The following is a 14,694-nucleotide window of genomic DNA, read 5'->3' as shown; positions in this document are numbered from 1 at the left end:
CACCCAAACAGCAAATGTCTTCACCCTCTTTCTCCTCCAGAAGCAACGAGGGTGGTGTACCCAGGATAAGTGCCAAGCACTACACCCTGCGCTTTGAGACCTAGCAGCAAAGCAATTCCCTGGGTCTCGAGGGCAGCCAGTTCGATACCCGCAATTTCTGCCAGCGCTTCAAGGTGTTCACGTCCGGTGAGTTGCTGGTCAAGCACCGACACCAGTAGCGCATAGGCCAGCGGCGTAAGCCGCGAAAAGTGTATTTTGTTATCCGCTGCGCGGCGGGCCAATAGCAACGTGGGCTCGGCCGGTGCCTCTTGCGGAACGTGATCGGGGCCTATATGGCTGACCGGCCAGGCATACGCCAGTGGCACGGCAAGGCTGGACAATAAAGGCACGCCGTCAAGCAGATCGCCCTCCGGGTCATGGGCCGGTTCAACGCTGTCGCTGAGCAGCAACACAGTCTCGATCCATTCGTAGTGGGCCAATTCGGCAACCCAGCCGGGCAGCTCCACACGGTTTTCCAGATAGTCGACCCACTCACCGGCTACTTCCGTGAACAGTGGTGTGTGGCATCGGTGGTGGGCATAGAAGTCTTCGATGAGTGCCTGCCATCGCTCAGCCGGCAAGCTGGAACGCAGCACAGGGAAGCTGCCGGCCAGCAGCGACTGCACATTGCCGATAAACAGTTGCCGGTACATTGCCATCCGCCTTGCTTGCACGCCGGGCGGCGGCTCGTTGGCTTGCGGATCGCGAATGAAGCGGGTCATGCGCAATTGCTGTTCCCGCAACATCTCATCCATGGCGCACCGCCAGCGGTCGTGCGGCAGCCTGCAGGTCGCGAATGCAGTCCACCTCGCCGAGCAGTTCGGCCAGTGGCGGGAAATTGAAGTCTCGTTCCAGCAAGGTCGGTACCGCGCCCACGTGCTGGTAGACACTGCCCAACAGGTGCCAGACATCATCTTGAACAGGAGCACCGTGCGTATCGATCTTCAGGTCCGGCGCCTCGTCGTAATGACCGGCCACATGCAGGCAGGCCACACGCTCGGCCGGGACCCGAGCAAGGAAAGCTGCCGGGTCATAGCCGTGGTTGCAGGCGTTGACAATCAGGTTGTTGACATCCAGCAGCAGGTCACAGTCCGCCTCTTCCAGCACCGCACGCAGGTAATCGATCTCGCTCATCGCCTGGTAAGGCGCCGCATAATAGGAGATGTTTTCTACGGCGATGCGCCTCCCCAGGGCGTCCTGCACTTCGCGAATACGCCCGGCGATGTGGTGCACGGCTTCGTCGGTAAATGGCATGGGAATCAGGTCGTACAAGTGACCGTCATCGGAGCAGTAGCTCAGGTGTTCGCTGAACAACGGCACATGGTAGCGGTTGAGAAAACTGCGGATGCGCCGCAGAAAATCATGGTCCAGCGGCGCGGGGCCGCCAAGGGAAAGCGACAGGCCATGACAGGCCAGCGGATAGCGCTCGGCCAGCCGAGCCAGGTTTTCGCCGTAGGCGCCGCCGACGCTGATCCAGTTGTCCGGCGCACACTCCAGGAAGTCCACCGCGCCAGCGCCCATGCCCAGCAATTCAGGCAGCATCGACCGACGCAGGCCCAGCCCCGCACCCTGCAGGGCAAGTGAAGTACTCATAGGTGTTCTCCTCAAGGCCAGGTTCACTCCCCGGCCAAAGGCTCGGGGAGGACATCAGCGGGCTCAGTTGCTGGCCTGGTTCAGCTTGCTGTAAAGGTCAGCAGGGAACGGGTTGCCGTTGGCGTCGAACTGGTTCTTGCGGAACTGGTAAACCTCGCCTTCAGAGAGGAAGCCGTCGTGGTTGGCGTCGATAGCGTCGAACTCGGCATTGGCCTTGGGGGCTACGGCCAGCAATTCGGCCCGGGAAACGCGGCCATCGTGGTCGGCGTCGGTGCGGGCAAAGGAAGCGTCGCCGCATTTGCCTTCACCGCACTTGCCTTCTGCCTGGGTGGCTTTCGCCTGGGCGCCGCTGGCACCACACTTGCCCTCACCACACTTGCCCTCCCCGGCCTTTTCTGCGGCGGCAAGCTGGTAGCCTTGCGGCAGTGCTTCCACGGCAAAAGCGGCAGAGGTCATGTTGATACCACCGACCAGGGCGACAGTGAGCAGGCCGAGACGGGTTTTGTTGGGGAACTGGATACGGGACATGGTGCTTCTCCGGGTGTCTATTCGAATGGAGCCTCAAGGGCGAAAGCGCGAGCGAATGTAGCTCGGGGGCTGGTTCGTTCGGGCAGGGCCATTTGACCGGAGGCATGTATCCGGGACGTATCCGGGAGCAGAGGCGTTTGTAAGCGAAGTACCGTGAGCGTAGGGCGAGATACACAGGGATACAGTGGGGAACTGCCAGATCATGGACGGACCCAAAGATCGTCCCACGGACGCCGCCGTGCTCTTTTCAGCGCACGTCGAGTTTTGCCTCGCCGACAACTGCGGTGAACCACATAAATGAAAACCCCGCATCTGCGGGGTTTGAATTCAGACTCGCTTGACTGCGGCCTCGTAGACTTCGTCATCTCGTCGCGCCCCAACACACAGGACCACAACGACTTCTGTGCCCTGGATCCGGTAGACAATGCGCACATCACCCGTCCGAAGCCTGCGGCATCCAGCCAGCACACCCCGAAGGGTCTTGCCCAGCTTGTCGGGCTCCCCTTCAGCAATGCGCTCGCGCACCACCTTCAGGATCCTCCTCGCCTCAGCAGTACCGAGCTGCTTGAGGTCACCTTCCACTTCGGGATGAAACTTAACGCTCCAGCTCATAGATTAGCTACCTGAAGCGAGCCTCCATGTCTTCGAGACTCACTGTGTTTTCATCGTTCAGGCTGAGCAAACGCTCGGATGCCAAGCGGTCGGCGCGCAAATCTTCGAGCTCATCCTGCATTGCCTGGAAGGCATCAACGCCTATCAGCACTGCTGCGGGCTCATTGTCTTTGAAAATCACCAGATGGATTGCCTCCCCACTCGTGACTTGCTTCAACCTCGCACCGAACGTCCGAGCCATCGTCGTAGCAGACACCGCCTGCTCAGACCTGCTCATTAAGGACGCCATTGGGATACTCCGTCATGGACTGAAAAAGCTGCATTTCTCCATAGTGTACACGGGTAGATGAGATGCAGCCCTAATCACCCGCACTGTTACACGATCTATTTTACGTAAAATAATACACAGTGCAACCCATCTTCAATGTTCAGCGGCGACTGCATGCACCCACTCAAGCTGGCGATCGGCAAACACCGCCTGTCGTGCACTTCTCCACCACACGGGTACTTCTTCGCCAGCACTGTTCTTACTATTCTTGCCTCACGATCAGACAAAAAAGCTTCGACAGTAACGTCTGTGCGTCGGATTGGTACTCTTCGCGCCACCGGTTGAGCCAGTCACAAGGGAACCCTTGTTCCTCCCACTCAGCTAATGCAAGTGCGTTGACGATTTCCATCTCAAACCAGATCGCCTGCCACCGACGAGCATTTGAGACCACGCCTGAGTCTTGCCAGACAAACTCAGTCAGCGCCACGAAGCTCGACCAGGATTTGAGATCCTCGTGCGCGCGATGGGCCAATGACGTCAACTCCGACGCTGTGGGCATGGATGGCTTCCTTCGGCAAAAAATGGTTGTTCAGCATTCTGCCAGAGGGACGGCAGAAAACGGACTCCAAGCTCAAGCGACGAGCCGCCCAATGAACCGATATCACCTTCCGTAGTCGAAACCGTCACGCTCAAACTGGATGGAGCCGCGACATTGATGATCCGATTGGCCACCCTGTCGATAGCTGTGCTGCTGGCTGGCTGCACGCAATACCGATACATCGCCCCGCAGACGCCCGAAGGCCTGGACTGCCTGCACAAGCTACAAGCACGAGTGAATGCGTGCGAATCCGAAGTCAAAGCGCAGCAGGATGGTTTCGACTCTCTTCACGAGACCATGGCGCGTTCGACGCAGCAATGCGAGCACTTCAACACGCTTAACATGCCCAATGCTTGCCCACCGCCACCGCCCCCCGCCAAGGTCGCCAATTACTGCCGCTCTGGGTACAAAGAAAAATATGTAGCGTGCGGCGGCAGGATCGAAAAGGTTGAAAAATAGCTGCCGAGATCTGCTTGAGGATCGGCCATGGAAAGCCATGGACCAAAAAGATGGGCTGAAAAATCCAAGACACAAAAAAGCCCCGATAAATCAGGGCTTTAATGAAAATAATGGCGGAAGCGTAGAGATTCGAACTCTAGGATAGTTGCCCATCGACGGTTTTCAAGACCGTTGCCTTAAACCACTCGGCCACGCTTCCAGCTCGTTTTGCGGTCGCCATAATACCGTAATGAAACACGCTGTCAAACTCTCTGTGTCGCGGGTTGCAGGAGCTCTGATAGACTCCTAGCATCTGAACGTTCGAAACCACAGGTTTTACCAAGGAGTGTCGCCATGCGCGAACAGGATTATGCCGTACACCACGGCCAGCAGGTCGAGCAGCAGGAGATCAGCAAGGTCCTGCGCAACACGTACAGCCTGCTGGCGCTTACCCTCGCCTTCAGCGGCGTCATGGCCTTTGTGGCCCAGCAGATGCACGTCGGCTACCCGAACGTGTTCGTGGTGCTGATCGGCTTCTACGGGCTGTTCTTCCTTACCAACAAACTGCGTGATTCGGCGTGGGGCCTGGTGTCCACCTTCGCCCTTACCGGCTTCATGGGCTTCATCCTCGGCCCGATCCTCAACCGTTATCTGGGCATGGCCGGTGGCGCTGAAGTGGTCAGCTCGGCGTTTGCCATGACTGCGCTGGTCTTTGGTGGTCTGTCGGCTTACGTGCTGATTACCCGCAAGGACATGAGCTTCCTCAGTGGCTTCATCACTGCAGGCTTCTTTGTTCTGCTGGGCGCGGTAGTGGCCAGCTTCTTCTTCCAGATCAGCGGCCTGCAACTGGCGATCAGCGCTGGCTTCGTGCTGTTCTCGTCGGTGTGCATCCTGTTCCAGACCAGCGCGATCATTCAGGGTGGCGAGCGTAACTACATCATGGCGACCATCAGCCTGTATGTGTCGATTTACAACCTGTTTGTCAGCCTGCTGCAGCTGTTTGGCATCATGGGTCGTGATGACTGATTGATTGGTGTATGAGAAAGCCCGCTTCGGCGGGCTTTTTTGCACCCGCAGGACTGACTTAAAAGTCAGCTTATTGGATGCATACCCGCCGATCATGCCGCTATCGTGCTTTTTCCTACCGTAATCCGTCATCAGCCCGTAGAATGCGCTCCTTTTTTCTTCTGGGGCAGCTTTCAGCAATGAGCTCACACGAACACAGCCCAGGCGCAGCGGCGCCTGCCAATGAACTGGTGCTTGGCCTTGAGGACAAGCCACGGCTGTTGATCGGCCTGCTGGCAGCCCTGCAGCACCTGCTTGCGATCATCGTGCCGATTGTCACCCCTGGCCTGCTGATCTGCCAGGCTCTGGGCGTTTCTGCGCGGGATACCAACCTGATCGTTTCCATGTCGCTGGTGATTTCGGGTATCGCCACCTTCGTCCAGTGCAAGCGCTTCGGGCCATTCGGCGCCGGGCTGCTGATCGTTCAGGGCACCAGCTTCAACTTCGTCGGCCCGCTGATTGCGGGCGGTGCGCTGATGGTCAAGCAGGGCACGCCGGTTGAAGGTGTGATGGCGGCCATCTTCGGCGTGGTGATCGCGGGCTCGTTCGTAGAGATGGGCGTGTCGCGCATTCTGCCGTTCGTCAAACGCCTGATCACCCCGCTGGTGACCGGTATCGTAGTGCTGATGATCGGCCTGACCCTGATCAAGGTCGGCCTGATCAGCATGGGTGGCGGTTTCGGCGCCATGGCCAATGGCACCTTCGCCAATGGCGAAAACCTGCTGCTGTCGGGCGCGGTGCTGGCGATCATCGTGATCCTCAACCGCGTCCCGGTGGTGTGGATGCGCAGTTGCGCCATCGTAATCGCCCTGGCCGTTGGCTATGCGCTGGCCGGCTACCTGGGCCGCCTGGATTTCACCGGCATGCACGAGGCTGCGCTGTTCCAGGTGCCTACCCCGCTGCACTTCGGCCTGGGCTTCTCGTGGGCGCTGTTCATTCCGATGCTGGTGATTTACCTGGTGACTTCACTGGAAGCCATCGGTGACGTCACCGCCACCAGCAAGGTGTCGCGCCAGCCGGTTGAAGGGCCGGTGTGGATGCAACGCATCAAGGGTGGCGTGCTGGTCAACGGCGCCAACTCGCTGCTGGCCGGGTTGTTCAACACCTTCCCAAGCTCGATCTTTGCCCAGAACAACGGTGTGATTCAGCTGACCGGTATCGCCAGCCGCCATATCGGTATCTGGATTGCCGTGATGCTGGTGGTGCTGGGGTTGTTCCCTAGCGTTGCCGGGGTGATCCAGGCAGTGCCGGAACCGGTGCTGGGTGGCGCGGCCATGGTGATGTTCGGTGCAGTTGCAGCTTCGGGTATCAATATTCTGGCCAGCACCCGGCTGGACCGCCGTGCGCTGTTGATCATTGCCGTGTCGTTGGCGTTGGGCCTGGGTGTTGCGCAGGTGCCGGAATTCCTGGCGCACATGCCGGCGGCGATCCGCAATGTGCTGGAATCGGGTGTAGCCACGGGCGGTATCTGTGCCTTGGTGTTGAATTGGTTTTTGCCGGATAGCAAGGAACAGGCTTGAGTTCTGTTTCCTTCTGATAGGGCCATGGGGCTGCTTTGCAGCCCATCGCAGGCAAGCCAGCTCCTACAGGGATGGCGCAAAAAGCCCGCCCCGCCATGCACAAGCGGGCGCGGGCTTTTTTGCTTTATCATGGCAGCATTCCTTTGCATGAGTTATCCATGAAATTCGCTATCGCGGTGTTCTCCCCGGCCCATGCGCCCTCCTCGCGGCGCGCCTTGCGCTATGCCGAGGCGGTGCTGGCTGGCGGGCATGAGATTGCCCGGCTGTTCTTCTATCAGGACGGGGTGCACAGTGCCTCGGCCAACGTGGTCGCGCCCCAGGATGAAGTGGACGTGGCTCGCGAGTGGCGTTCCTTTATCGAGACCCACCAACTGGACGCCGTGGTGTGCATTGCCGCCGCCCTTCGTCGCGGGGTACTCGACGACGCTGAGGCCAACCGTTACCAGCGCCAGGCTGTGAACCTACCCAAACCCTGGGAGCTGTCCGGCCTGGGCCAACTGCATGAGGCCGCGCAAGTTGCCGATCGCCTTGTGAGCTTCGGAGGCGACTGACTATGGCCAAATCCATGTTGATCATCAGCCGCCAGGCACCGTGGAACGGGCCATCGGCTCGCGAGGCACTGGACATCGCCTTGGCCGGCGGCGCCTTCGACCTGCCCCTGGGCATGCTGTTCCTGGACGATGGCGTGTTCCAACTCGCCCCAGACCAGCAACCCACCGCCGTGCAGCAGAAGAACCTGGCCGCCAACCTGCAGGCGCTGCCGATGTTCGGCGTCGAGGACCTGTTCGCCTGTAGCTACAGCCTCACCCGGCGCGGTATGGCAGCCAATGCCCTGGCGCTGCCGGTGCAAGTGCTCGATGACGCAGCCCTTGCCGCGCTGATCGCCCGTTTCGACCAGGTGGTAACGCTCTGATGACGACCCTGCATGTAATTGCCCACTCCCCGTTCGGCGACGAGCGCTTGGCTAGCTGCCTGCGCCTGCTGGGTGCCGACGACGCCGTGCTGCTGTGCGGCGATGCAGTGTATGCCCTGCGCAGCGGCAGCGAGCCGCACCGCCTGCTACAAGCGGCCGGCCTGGCCCAGCGGCTGTTCGCGCTGGACGAAGACGTACAGGCCCGCGCAGTCGGCAACGATCTGGCCAAGGCCGTGGACTACGCCGGGTTCGTCGAACTGTCGCTGCATTACGACAAGGTCAACAGCTGGCTATGAATACGCTTAACGTGAGCGATCAGGCCATCGCACTGGACAAGGACGGCTTCCTGGTCGACCTGCAAGACTGGTCCCATGCCGCCGCCGAGGCTTTGGCCGAGCGCGAGGGCATTGCGCTGACTGCGGACCATTGGGAAATCCTCGAACTGCTGCGCCAGTTCTACCAGGAGTACCAACTGTCTCCGGCCACGCGCCCGCTGATCAAGTACACAGCCCTGAAGCTGGGCCCTGAAAAGGGCAACAGCCCGCACCTGAACCGCCTGTTCAATGGCACTCCCGCCAAACTCGCCGCCAAGCTGGCGGGCCTGCCCAAGCCGACTAACTGCATATGACTGAACCACGCCCGCTCACCCTGGAAACACCGGCCGAACACCCGTTCGCCGAATTCGTGCGCATTCTCGGCAAAGGCAAGCGCGGCGCGCGCGGCCTGACCCGCGAAGAAGCGCGGGCCGCGATGACCCTGCTGCTCGAAGGCAAGGTCGAAGACACCCAGCTGGGTGCCTTCCTGATGCTGCTGCGCCACAAGGAAGAAAGCGCCGAAGAGCTGGCCGGCTTCACCGAGGCCCTGCGCGCCCACCTGCAGGCGCCGAGCATCGCGGTGGACCTGGACTGGCCTACTTACGCTGGCAAGAAGCGTCACCTGCCCTGGTACCTGCTGGCGGCCAAGTGCCTGGCCGGCAATCGCGTGCGTATCTTGATGCACGGCGGCGGCGCACACACCGCCGGGCGCATGTACAGCGAGCAATTGCTCGACCTGCTGCAGATACCGCTGTGCCGCGACTGGGCCGCCGTCGACAACGCCCTCGACCAGCACCAGCTGGCGTTCTTCCCGCTGCACGACTGGGCGCCGCAGTTGCAGCGCATGATCGACCTGCGCAACACCCTGGGCTTGCGCTCGCCCATTCACTCGCTGGCCCGGGTGCTTAACCCGCTGGGCGCACGCTGTGGCCTGCAAAGCATCTTCCACCCTGGCTACCAGGCCGTGCACCGTGAGGCCAGCCGCCTGCTGGGCGACCATGCCGTGGTGATCAAGGGCGATGGCGGCGAGATCGAGGTCAACCCCGATGTTATCAGCCACCTCTACGGCACCACGGCAGGCGAAGCGTGGGACGAAGAGTGGCCCGCGCTGAGCGAGCGCCGCCATGTCAAACCGCCCAGCCTGCAAGCCGAACAGTTGCTGGAGTTCTGGCGCGGCGAGGTTGAAGACAGCTACGGCGAGAAGGCCGTCATCGCCACCATGGCCCTGGCATTGCGTGGCTTGGGGCAAGACCGCGAGCAGGCATTTGCGACAGCCCAAAGCTATTGGAACGCACGAAATAGATCGATTTAACCGATCATACCACCCCGATCTTTGCGCTATTTGTTCGAACGATTTGGCCTAGACTGGGCTCCAACGACAAACAACTTTGTTCCGAGGAGCTCACTCATGGGCCTTTTGATCGACGGCCGCTGGCATGACCAGTGGTACGAAAACGGCAAGGACGGCACGTTCAAACGCGAAAACGCCCAGCGCCGCAATCAACTCCCCGCCCCTGAAGCCGGCCGTTACCACCTGTACGTCTCGCTGGCCTGCCCATGGGCCCACCGCACCCTGATACTCCGCGCCCTTAAAGGCCTTGAGCCCTTGATCGATGTGTCGGTGGTCAGCTGGCTGATGCAGGACCGTGGCTGGACCTTCGACCAGCAGCAGGGCTCCAGCGGTGACCACCTCGACGCCCTGCAGTATATGCACCAGCGCTATACCCAGGATGACCCGCATTACACCGGCCGTGTGACTGTGCCTGTGCTGTGGGACAAGAAAGAGAAACGCATCGTAAACAACGAATCGTCGGAGATCATCCGTATCTTCAACAGCGCGTTCAACCAGCTGACCGGCAATACGCTAGACCTCTATCCCGAGCCACTGCGCCCGGCCATCGAGGCACTGAACGGGCGTATTTACCCGGCGGTGAACAACGGCGTATACCGCGCAGGCTTTGCCACCACGCAAGACGCCTACGAGGCGGCGTTCGACGATGTGTTCAACGAGCTGGATTATCTGGAAGACCTGCTAAGCCGCAATCGCTACCTGGCGGGTGAGTACCTGACCGAAGCCGATGTACGCCTGTTTACAACGCTGGTGCGCTTCGATGCGGTGTACCACGGGCACTTTAAATGCAACCTGCGGCGCTTGAGCGATTACCACAATTTGTCGAACTGGTTGCGTGAGCTGTATCAGTGGCCAGGAGTGGCGGGGACCGTGGATATGGAGCATATCCAGAAGCATTATTACATGAGCCACAAGACCATCAACCCGACCGGGATCGTGCCTAAAGGGCCGTTGCAGGACTTTGGTCTGCCGCATGATCGGGAGAGGTTGGTGGGTAAAGGGATCTGGCAGGCTTGAGATAGCCGGGGCTGCAAAGCGGCCCCGGCGATTTCAGCTGTGCTGCGAACCTTCGAACCAGGCCAGCTTGTCGCGCAACTGCACCACTTCCCCGACAATCACCAGGGTTGGCGCATGCACTTCATGCCGTGCCACCAAGTCTGGCAAGTCTGCCAGCGTGCCAGTAAACACCCGCTGGTTACGCGTAGTACCCTGCTGCACCAATGCCGCCGGGGTACTCGCCGCACGCCCATGGCGAATCAGCTCGGCACAGATGGTCGGCAAACCGACCAACCCCATGTAGAACACCAAGGTCTGCGCCGGCGCCACCAGGTCATCCCACGGCAGGTTGCTGGTGCCATCCTTCAAATGCCCGGTAACGAAGCGCACCGATTGGGCGTAGTCGCGGTGAGTCAGTGGAATCCCGCCATACGCAGAGCACCCGCTGGCCGCCGTAATGCCCGGCACCACCTGAAACGGAATGCCATGCTCGGCCAGTTCTTCGATTTCTTCGCCACCCCGGCCGAAGATGAATGGATCGCCGCCCTTCAGGCGTAGCACACGCTTGCCCTGCTGGGCCAGATCGACCAGCAGGCGGTTGATCTGGTCCTGCGGTACGGAATGATCAGCGCGGCGCTTGCCTACGTAAATACGCTCGGCATCACGCCGGCACATCTCGATAATCGCGGGCGCCACCAAACGGTCGTACAGCACCACATCGGCCTGCTGCATCAGGCGCAAGGCGCGGAAGGTGAGCAAATCCGGATCACCCGGACCCGCGCCTACCAGGTACACCTCACCGCCCTGCTGCACCGGTGCACCCTCAACCATCGCCTGCAACAGGCGTTCGGCTTCAGCACCCTGCCCGGCCAACTGGCGCTCGGCAATCGGCCCTTGGAACACGGTTTCCCAGAAGCCGCGGCGCTGGTTGACGTCCGGGTACAAGGATTTGACCTTGTGCCGAAAACGCGCAGCCAACCCGGCAAGTTCACCATAGGCCGACGGGATCCACGCCTCCAGTTTGGCGCGAATCAAACGCGCCAGAACCGGGGCATCACCGCCACTGGATACCGCAATCACCAGCGGTGAGCGGTCGACAATCGCCGGGAAGATCACCGTGCACAGGGCCGGTGCATCCACCACGTTGACCGGCAGGCTGAGGGCCTGCGCATCCGCCGACACCTGGGCGTTCAGCCCAGGGTCGTCGGTGGCCGCGATTACCAGCCGGCAACCGACCAGGTCGGCGGCCTGATAGCCACGCACCAGCACCTCTCCGCCACCTTCCCGGGTCAACGCAGCCAACTGGCCGTCGACATCCGGCGCCACCACGCGCAGCACGCTGCCGGCATCCGCCAGCAGGCGCGCCTTGCGCAAGGCGATCTCACCGCCACCGACGACCAGCACGCGGCCGCCCTGCAGCTTGTGGAACAGCGGCAGGTAATCCATTTAGCGGATGACCTCGACGCCAGCCATGTACGGCTTGAGTACTTCCGGCACGCGGATCGAGCCATCGGCCTGCTGGTAGTTTTCCAGCACGGCAACCAAGGTACGGCCTACGGCCAGGCCGGAACCATTGAGGGTGTGCACCAACTCTGGCTTGCCGGTTTCCGGGTTGCGCCAGCGAGCTTGCATGCGGCGCGCCTGGAAGTCGCCACAGTTGGAGCACGAGCTGATTTCGCGGTACTTGTCCTGGCTTGGCACCCACACTTCCAGGTCGTAGGTTTTCACCGCACCAAAGCCCATGTCGCCGGTGCACAGAGCCAGCACGCGGTACGGCAGCTCCAGCAGTTGCAGTACGCGCTCGGCGTTGCCGGTCAGGCCTTCCAGGGCTTCCATCGACTTGGCTGGCTCCACCACCTGCACCATCTCGACTTTGTCGAACTGGTGCTGACGGATCATGCCGCGGGTGTCACGGCCGGAAGCGCCGGCTTCACTGCGGAAGCATGGGGTGTGGGCAACGAGTTTCAGTGGCAGCTGCTTGGCGTCGAGGATTTCACCGGCCACCAGGTTGGTCAGCGACACTTCGGCAGTCGGGATCAGGTAGAAGTCGGCTTCACCTTCGCGGGTGATCTTGAACAGGTCTTCCTCGAACTTCGGCAGCTGGCCAGTGCCCTGCAATGCAGGCGCCTGCACCAGGTACGGGGTGTAGTGCTCCTCGTAGCCATGCTCGCCGGTGTGCAGGTTGATCATGAACTGCGCCAGAGCGCGGTGCAGGCGGGCGATCGGGCCACGCAGCACAGCAAAGCGGGCGCCGGACAGCTTGGCTGCGGCCTCGAAGTCCAGGCCACCGCTGACTTCACCGAGGGCGACGTGGTCTTTGATTTCGAAGTCAAAGGCCGTCGGTGTACCCCAGCGGCGCACTTCGACGTTGTCATCTTCGCTGGCACCGACCGGCACGCTGGCGTCCGGCAGGTTGGGGATGGTCAGCAGGATGCCGTCCAGCTCGGCCTGAATGCCGTCCAGTTCGGTCTTGCCGGCTGCCAGTTCATTGGCCATGCGCTCTACGTCGGCCATCAGTGGCGCGATGTCTTCGCCTTTGGCCTTGGCCTGGCCGATGGACTTGGAGCGGGCGTTACGCTCGGCCTGCAGTTGCTCGGTGCGGGTCTGCACCGCCTTGCGGCGCTCTTCCAGTGATTCGATGCGCGCGACATCCAGGCTGAAGCCACGGGAGGCCAGGCGTTCCGCCACTTCCTGAAGTTGGCCGCGTAACAGTTTGGAATCGAGCATATCGTTCTCTCGTTATAGGTAGGTGTTGGTTCAGAATCGGGTCAGGGACAGGCCGGCCCAGGTTGCGAGCAGCCCGCCGACAACGCTGATAGTGGTATAGCCCAAGGCAAGGGGCACCTGCCCGCTTTCCATCAGGCGCACGGTATCGAGCGAGAAAGAGGAAAAGGTTGTCAGGCCACCGAGAAAGCCGACAATCAGGCCGGCGCGCAATTCGACCGGCACCAGCGGCTTGTGCAAGAAAAAGCCGTAGAGCAGGCCGATCAGCAGGCAGCCAACCAGGTTGACCGCCAGCGTACCGGCATAGAAGTGCCGTGGCCAGTGGGCCGTTACCCAGTTGGCAGTGGCAAAGCGCAACAAGGTACCGGCAATACCACCCGCGCTGACCGCGGCAATCAGTGCAATCACGGTTTTCTCCGCTGGCGGGGGCTGTTGCGGTCGAGGTCGGCAAGGTGGCGCAGCTTCTCGCCAATCTTCAGCTCCAGGCCACGGGGCACCGGCTGGTAATACTGGCGGGGTTCCAGCTCATCGGGGAAGTAATCCTCACCGGCGGCGTAGGCATCGGGCTCATCATGGGCATAGCGATACTCGTCGCCATAGCCCAGTTGTTTCATCAGTTTGGTCGGGGCGTTGCGCAGGTGCAACGGCACTTCCAGCGAACCATGCTCGGCCGCTTCGCGCAGGGCGGTCTTGAAGCCCATGTACACCGCGTTGCTCTTCGGCGCACAGGCCAGGTAGGTGATGGCCTGGGCCACCGCCAGTTCGCCCTCGGGGCTGCCGAGGCGTTCCTGCACATCCCACGCCGCCAGGCACAGGCTGAGCGCACGAGGGTCGGCGTTGCCGATGTCCTCGCTGGCCATGCGCACCACGCGGCGGGCGATGTACAGCGGGTCACAGCCGCCGTCGAGCATGCGGGCAAACCAGTACAAGGCGCCATCGGGGTTGGAACCACGCACCGACTTGTGCAACGCGGAAATCTGGTCGTAGAACGCCTCGCCGCCTTTGTCGAAGCGGCGGCGGCTGTCACCCAGCAGGCTCTGCAGCATCTCGACGTCGATTTCGCTGCCGTCTTCGGCCAGGTCCGAGGCGTTTTCAAGGAAGTTGAGCATGCGCCGGCCATCGCCGTCGGCGGCGGCCATCAGCATCTTGAATGCTTCGTCGCCCACCCGCAGGTTGTGCTTGCCCAGGCCGCGCTCTTCCGTCAGGGCGCGGTTGACCAGCTTGCGCAACGCCGCCTCGTCCAGGCTCTTGAGCACGTACACCCGCGCCCGCGACAGCAGCGCGTTGTTCAGCTCGAATGACGGGTTTTCGGTGGTGGCGCCTATGAACAGCAGGGTGCCGTCTTCCACATAGGGCAAAAAGGCATCTTGCTGCGACTTGTTGAAACGGTGGACCTCGTCAACGAACAGGATGGTGCGCCGGCCATACTGGCCAGCCTGCTGCTTGGCCACCTCGACCGCCTGGCGAATCTCTTTGACCCCGGCCAGCACTGCCGACACCGTCTCGAAGTGCGCGTCGCAGAACTGCGCCAGCAGCCGCGCGAGCGTGGTTTTGCCAACGCCCGGCGGCCCCCAGAAGATCATCGAGTGCAGTGCACCCTGCTCCAGCGCCTCGCGCAGCGGCTTACCGCGCGCCAGCAGGTGCTCCTGGCCGACGTATTCGTCCAGGTTGGACGGGCGCAGGCGGGCAGCCAGGGGCTGGGCAACAGGTTCGCTTCGAAACAGGTCCATGGTGA

Annotated in this window: 19 protein-coding genes and 1 tRNA gene; 9 read left to right on the top strand and 11 right to left on the bottom strand. The window is 61.4% G+C overall.

The genetic code is table 11. The features are described 5' to 3' along the window. Window positions 1–20: 20 nt before the first annotated feature. The 6 genes from P0Y58_11980 to P0Y58_11955 all read right to left on the bottom strand — a co-directional run bounded on the left by P0Y58_11980 (window position 21) and on the right by P0Y58_11955 (window position 3,599). On the bottom strand, window positions 21–794 hold the full coding sequence (locus P0Y58_11980) for a putative DNA-binding domain-containing protein (protein WEK32872.1): 774 nt from the start codon (window positions 792–794) through the stop codon (window positions 21–23). After that, window positions 787–1,632, bottom strand: coding sequence for a DUF692 domain-containing protein (locus P0Y58_11975; GenBank protein WEK32871.1), 846 nt, complete (start codon window positions 1,630–1,632; stop codon window positions 787–789). The genes P0Y58_11980 and P0Y58_11975 overlap by 8 nt, the downstream gene beginning before the upstream one ends. Before the next feature lie 63 nt (window positions 1,633–1,695). After that, a complete protein-coding gene (locus tag P0Y58_11970; GenBank protein ID WEK32870.1) occupies window positions 1,696–2,160 on the bottom strand; it encodes a hypothetical protein in 465 nt (154 codons plus the stop codon). Between the two features lie 327 nt (window positions 2,161–2,487). Beyond that, complete coding sequence (locus tag P0Y58_11965; protein ID WEK32869.1) at window positions 2,488–2,772, bottom strand: type II toxin-antitoxin system RelE/ParE family toxin; 285 nt, start codon at window positions 2,770–2,772, stop codon at window positions 2,488–2,490. A 7-nt stretch (window positions 2,773–2,779) separates the two neighbouring features. After that, window positions 2,780–3,049 carry a type II toxin-antitoxin system Phd/YefM family antitoxin gene (locus tag P0Y58_11960; GenBank protein ID WEK32868.1) on the bottom strand — a complete coding sequence of 90 codons (270 nt, stop codon included), beginning with the start codon at window positions 3,047–3,049 and terminating at the stop codon, window positions 2,780–2,782. A gap of 253 nt (window positions 3,050–3,302) precedes the next feature. Next, the gene (locus tag P0Y58_11955) at window positions 3,303–3,599 is read right to left on the bottom strand and encodes a hypothetical protein (GenBank protein WEK32867.1); all 297 of its coding nucleotides are present in this window, start codon (window positions 3,597–3,599) and stop codon (window positions 3,303–3,305) included. A gap of 156 nt (window positions 3,600–3,755) precedes the next feature. Here P0Y58_11955 and P0Y58_11950 point away from each other — a divergent pair, with 156 nt between their 5' ends. After that, window positions 3,756–4,097: a hypothetical protein gene (locus P0Y58_11950; GenBank protein WEK32866.1), complete on the top strand. Its 342-nt coding sequence runs from the start codon at window positions 3,756–3,758 to the stop codon at window positions 4,095–4,097. Between the two features lie 111 nt (window positions 4,098–4,208). Here the strand turns inward: P0Y58_11950 and P0Y58_11945 are convergent. Next, a tRNA-Ser gene (locus P0Y58_11945) sits at window positions 4,209–4,296 on the bottom strand. A gap of 134 nt (window positions 4,297–4,430) precedes the next feature. On the opposite strand from P0Y58_11945, the gene P0Y58_11940 reads away from it, so the two are divergent. From P0Y58_11940 to P0Y58_11905, 8 genes are all read left to right on the top strand, one after another. After that, complete coding sequence (locus P0Y58_11940; protein ID WEK32865.1) at window positions 4,431–5,102, top strand: Bax inhibitor-1/YccA family protein; 672 nt, start codon at window positions 4,431–4,433, stop codon at window positions 5,100–5,102. Between the two features lie 179 nt (window positions 5,103–5,281). Continuing rightward, window positions 5,282–6,661, top strand: a complete 1,380-nt coding sequence (locus P0Y58_11935) for a uracil-xanthine permease family protein (protein WEK32864.1) — start codon at window positions 5,282–5,284, stop codon at window positions 6,659–6,661. Between the two features lie 158 nt (window positions 6,662–6,819). Beyond that, the gene (gene tusD, locus P0Y58_11930; protein WEK32863.1) at window positions 6,820–7,212 is read left to right on the top strand and encodes a sulfurtransferase complex subunit TusD; all 393 of its coding nucleotides are present in this window, start codon (window positions 6,820–6,822) and stop codon (window positions 7,210–7,212) included. Window positions 7,213–7,214: 2 nt separating this feature from the next. Then, window positions 7,215–7,574 (top strand): sulfurtransferase complex subunit TusC, encoded by a 360-nt coding sequence (gene tusC / locus P0Y58_11925; protein WEK32862.1) that lies wholly within the window; start codon window positions 7,215–7,217, stop codon window positions 7,572–7,574. Beyond that, window positions 7,574–7,870 (top strand): sulfurtransferase complex subunit TusB, encoded by a 297-nt coding sequence (tusB, locus tag P0Y58_11920; protein ID WEK32861.1) that lies wholly within the window; start codon window positions 7,574–7,576, stop codon window positions 7,868–7,870. The genes tusC and tusB overlap by 1 nt, the downstream gene beginning before the upstream one ends. After that, the gene (locus tag P0Y58_11915; protein WEK32860.1) at window positions 7,867–8,202 is read left to right on the top strand and encodes a TusE/DsrC/DsvC family sulfur relay protein; all 336 of its coding nucleotides are present in this window, start codon (window positions 7,867–7,869) and stop codon (window positions 8,200–8,202) included. Before tusB ends, P0Y58_11915 begins: the two co-directional genes overlap by 4 nt. Next, on the top strand, window positions 8,199–9,200 hold the full coding sequence (locus tag P0Y58_11910) for a glycosyl transferase family protein (protein ID WEK32859.1): 1,002 nt from the start codon (window positions 8,199–8,201) through the stop codon (window positions 9,198–9,200). The genes P0Y58_11915 and P0Y58_11910 overlap by 4 nt, the downstream gene beginning before the upstream one ends. A gap of 96 nt (window positions 9,201–9,296) precedes the next feature. Next, the gene (locus P0Y58_11905; GenBank protein WEK32858.1) at window positions 9,297–10,256 is read left to right on the top strand and encodes a glutathione S-transferase family protein; all 960 of its coding nucleotides are present in this window, start codon (window positions 9,297–9,299) and stop codon (window positions 10,254–10,256) included. 33 nt (window positions 10,257–10,289) lie between these two features. Here the strand turns inward: P0Y58_11905 and cysG are convergent, their stop codons facing one another. From cysG to P0Y58_11885, 4 genes are read right to left on the bottom strand one after another with little or no spacing between them, the layout of a single operon-like run. Next, complete coding sequence (gene cysG, locus P0Y58_11900; GenBank protein WEK32857.1) at window positions 10,290–11,681, bottom strand: siroheme synthase CysG; 1,392 nt, start codon at window positions 11,679–11,681, stop codon at window positions 10,290–10,292. Beyond that, window positions 11,682–12,962 carry a serine--tRNA ligase gene (gene serS, locus P0Y58_11895; protein ID WEK32856.1) on the bottom strand — a complete coding sequence of 427 codons (1,281 nt, stop codon included), beginning with the start codon at window positions 12,960–12,962 and terminating at the stop codon, window positions 11,682–11,684. It abuts the gene before it with no gap. A 30-nt stretch (window positions 12,963–12,992) separates the two neighbouring features. Then, window positions 12,993–13,367, bottom strand: coding sequence for a fluoride efflux transporter CrcB (gene crcB, locus P0Y58_11890; GenBank protein WEK32855.1), 375 nt, complete (start codon window positions 13,365–13,367; stop codon window positions 12,993–12,995). Further along, the gene (locus P0Y58_11885) at window positions 13,364–14,689 is read right to left on the bottom strand and encodes a replication-associated recombination protein A (GenBank protein ID WEK32854.1); all 1,326 of its coding nucleotides are present in this window, start codon (window positions 14,687–14,689) and stop codon (window positions 13,364–13,366) included. Before P0Y58_11885 ends, crcB begins: the two co-directional genes overlap by 4 nt. Window positions 14,690–14,694: the final 5 nt, after the last annotated feature.

It is taken from the genome of Candidatus Pseudomonas phytovorans (assembly GCA_029202525.1).
GTDB classification, from domain to species: Bacteria; Pseudomonadota; Gammaproteobacteria; order Pseudomonadales; family Pseudomonadaceae; genus Aquipseudomonas; species Aquipseudomonas phytovorans.
The sequence above is the reverse complement of the archived record's forward strand: the minus strand, read 5'-3'. Positions and strand labels throughout refer to the sequence as shown.

Coding starts and splice junctions, on each gene's coding strand:
- P0Y58_11980 (WEK32872.1), bottom strand. CDS start 794: ATGGATGAGATGTTGCGGGAACAGCAATTGCGCATGACCCGCTTCATT.
- P0Y58_11975 (WEK32871.1), bottom strand. CDS start 1,632: ATGAGTACTTCACTTGCCCTGCAGGGTGCGGGGCTGGGCCTGCGTCGG.
- P0Y58_11970 (WEK32870.1), bottom strand. CDS start 2,160: ATGTCCCGTATCCAGTTCCCCAACAAAACCCGTCTCGGCCTGCTCACT.
- P0Y58_11965 (WEK32869.1), bottom strand. CDS start 2,772: ATGAGCTGGAGCGTTAAGTTTCATCCCGAAGTGGAAGGTGACCTCAAG.
- P0Y58_11960 (WEK32868.1), bottom strand. CDS start 3,049: ATGAGCAGGTCTGAGCAGGCGGTGTCTGCTACGACGATGGCTCGGACG.
- P0Y58_11955 (WEK32867.1), bottom strand. CDS start 3,599: ATGCCCACAGCGTCGGAGTTGACGTCATTGGCCCATCGCGCGCACGAG.
- P0Y58_11950 (WEK32866.1), top strand. CDS start 3,756: ATGATCCGATTGGCCACCCTGTCGATAGCTGTGCTGCTGGCTGGCTGC.
- P0Y58_11940 (WEK32865.1), top strand. CDS start 4,431: ATGCGCGAACAGGATTATGCCGTACACCACGGCCAGCAGGTCGAGCAG.
- P0Y58_11935 (WEK32864.1), top strand. CDS start 5,282: ATGAGCTCACACGAACACAGCCCAGGCGCAGCGGCGCCTGCCAATGAA.
- tusD (WEK32863.1), top strand. CDS start 6,820: ATGAAATTCGCTATCGCGGTGTTCTCCCCGGCCCATGCGCCCTCCTCG.
- tusC (WEK32862.1), top strand. CDS start 7,215: ATGGCCAAATCCATGTTGATCATCAGCCGCCAGGCACCGTGGAACGGG.
- tusB (WEK32861.1), top strand. CDS start 7,574: ATGACGACCCTGCATGTAATTGCCCACTCCCCGTTCGGCGACGAGCGC.
- P0Y58_11915 (WEK32860.1), top strand. CDS start 7,867: ATGAATACGCTTAACGTGAGCGATCAGGCCATCGCACTGGACAAGGAC.
- P0Y58_11910 (WEK32859.1), top strand. CDS start 8,199: ATGACTGAACCACGCCCGCTCACCCTGGAAACACCGGCCGAACACCCG.
- P0Y58_11905 (WEK32858.1), top strand. CDS start 9,297: ATGGGCCTTTTGATCGACGGCCGCTGGCATGACCAGTGGTACGAAAAC.
- cysG (WEK32857.1), bottom strand. CDS start 11,681: ATGGATTACCTGCCGCTGTTCCACAAGCTGCAGGGCGGCCGCGTGCTG.
- serS (WEK32856.1), bottom strand. CDS start 12,962: ATGCTCGATTCCAAACTGTTACGCGGCCAACTTCAGGAAGTGGCGGAA.
- P0Y58_11885 (WEK32854.1), bottom strand. CDS start 14,689: ATGGACCTGTTTCGAAGCGAACCTGTTGCCCAGCCCCTGGCTGCCCGC.